The organism is Streptomyces sp. 13-12-16 (assembly GCF_002114215.1).
Taxonomy (GTDB): Bacteria; Actinomycetota; Actinomycetes; order Streptomycetales; family Streptomycetaceae; genus Streptomyces.
In genome coordinates, this window is sequence record NZ_NCTE01001509.1 from 1 (window position 1) to 1,934 (window position 1,934).

Genomic DNA, 1,934 nt, shown 5'->3' on the forward strand with positions numbered 1-1,934 from the left:
ACCCGCAAGAGGTCTAGTCCACTCACGTGGTGTAGACCTTATTCCGATTATCGAAAACTTTCCGGACGGCGCGGTGCGCCGGGGCAGGGGCAGGGCAAGTGCAGCGGCGGGTCAGGACAAGGACGATCGCGGTGGTGTCCGCACTGGGACTGACGGGAGTCCTCGGCGGATGCGGGCTCGGCGGCGGGTCCTCCGACGTGACCCTGAAGCTGGTCGCCGCCGACTACGGCGACAGCGCGGCCAACAGCTCCGAGAAGTACTGGGCCGGCCTGGTCGAGCGGTACGAGGCCGAGCACCCCGACGTGAAGATCGACGTGGACGTCTACTCCTGGAACGACGTCGACCGCAAGGTCAAGGAGATGGTCGACGCGGGCGACCCGCCGGACATGGCGCAGATCGGCGCGTACGCCGACTACGCGGCCGAGGGCGAGCTCTACAAGGCCGGCGACCTGCTCTCCATCCCCGTCCAGGCGGACTTCCTCTCCCAGCTCACCACCGCGGGCGAGGTCAACAGCGTGCAGTACGGCCTGCCCTTCGCCTCCTCCACGCGCGTGCTTTTCTACAACAAGAAGCTGTTCGCCGAGGCCGGCATCACCCCGCCGGAGACCTGGGACGAGCTCGCCGAGGCCGCCGAGGCGCTCGACGCGCAGGGCGTGAAGTACCCGTACGCGCTGCCGCTCGGCCCGGAGGAGGCACAGGCCGAGACCATGCAGTGGCTGCTCAGCGGCGACGGCGGCTACACCGACATCATGGGCACGTACAGCATCGACTCCGCGCAGAACGTCGAGACCTTCTCCTGGCTGAAGGACGAGCTGGTCGGCAAGGGCCTGACCGGTCCCGTCGCGCCCGGCAAGCTCGACCGGGCCGACGCGTTCGCGGCGTTCGCCGCCGGGGACGTCGGCATGCTCAACGGGCACCCCTCGCTGATGGAGACGGCGAAGGCGAAGGGTGTGGAGTTCGGCATGGTGCCGACGCCGGGCGCCAACGGCGAGAGCCCGGCCACGCTCGGTGTCGCCGACTGGATGATGGCCTTCAAGAAGAACGGCCACCGCGACCAGGTCGGCGAGTTCCTCGACTTCGTCTACAGCGAGGAGAACGTGCTCGACTTCTCCCGCGAGTACAACCTGCTGCCGGTCACCACCTCCGCGTCCCGGACGATGGCCGCGTCCGACCAGGACAAGGACCTCAAGCCCTTCCTCGACCAGCTCGCGACCTCGGAGTTCTACCCGGTCGGCAACACCTCCTGGGCGACGGTCAACGCGGCGGTCAAGAAGCAGATCGGCAAGGCGGTCGCCCCCAACGGCAGCCCGGCCGGCGTCCTCGGCGGACTCCAGGCGACGGCGACGCGCGCGGAGAGCGCGGAGTAGTCTGCGGGGCATGGGCACGGGGGACGAGGAGCGGGAAGACGGGGGGCTCGCCCGGCGCGAGCGGGACATCCTCGCGTTGGAGCGCCGGGGCTTCTCCGGTCCCGGCGTCAAGGAACGCGTCATCCGCGAGGAGCTGGGGCTGGCTCCCGTCCGGTACTACCAGCTCCTGAACGCGCTCCTGGACGATCCCCGGGCCCTCGCCCACGACCCGGTGACGGTCAACCGTCTGCGCCGCATCCGGGAGACCCGCCGCACCGAGCGTTGATCGCCCCCGCCGCCCCTTCCCTTCCCGACCTGGGGCTCCGCCCCAGGCCCCGCTCCTCGAGCGCCGGAGGGGCTAAATTCCAGCCTCTCCGGCGTTTGAGGAGCAGGGGTCCGGGGGCAGCGCCCCCGGGGGGAAGGGAAGGGGCGGCGGGGGCGAAAAAACCCGGTCAGCGCATCCGCTCCGCCAGCCCCCGCAGCAGCCCTACGACCCCCGCCGGTCCGTCGACCACCAGATCCGCCCGTTCCCGCAGCTCCGTGACCTCGTCGCTGCCGCTGCACACCAGAAGCCCCGGAGTGCCGGCG

General features: G+C 70.4%; 2 protein-coding genes and 1 pseudogene. 2 read left to right on the forward strand and 1 reads right to left on the reverse strand.

Annotation, left to right across the window (positions count from 1 at the left end):
- Nucleotides 1–134 precede the first annotated feature (134 nt).
- On the forward strand, nucleotides 135–1,367 hold the full coding sequence (locus tag B7767_RS44145; protein ID WP_371103062.1) for an extracellular solute-binding protein: 1,233 nt from the start codon (nucleotides 135–137) through the stop codon (nucleotides 1,365–1,367).
- A 10-nt stretch (nucleotides 1,368–1,377) separates the two neighbouring features.
- Nucleotides 1,378–1,632 carry a DUF3263 domain-containing protein gene (locus B7767_RS44150; RefSeq protein WP_085576675.1) on the forward strand — a complete coding sequence of 85 codons (255 nt, stop codon included), beginning with the start codon at nucleotides 1,378–1,380 and terminating at the stop codon, nucleotides 1,630–1,632.
- A 166-nt stretch (nucleotides 1,633–1,798) separates the two neighbouring features.
- Here B7767_RS44150 and B7767_RS49055 read toward each other — a convergent pair.
- Nucleotides 1,799–1,934 (reverse strand): annotated as a pseudogene (locus B7767_RS49055) (trehalose-phosphatase); the annotation flags it as partial.

Coding starts and splice junctions, on each gene's coding strand:
- B7767_RS44150 (WP_085576675.1), top strand. CDS start 1,378: ATGGGCACGGGGGACGAGGAGCGGGAAGACGGGGGGCTCGCCCGGCGC.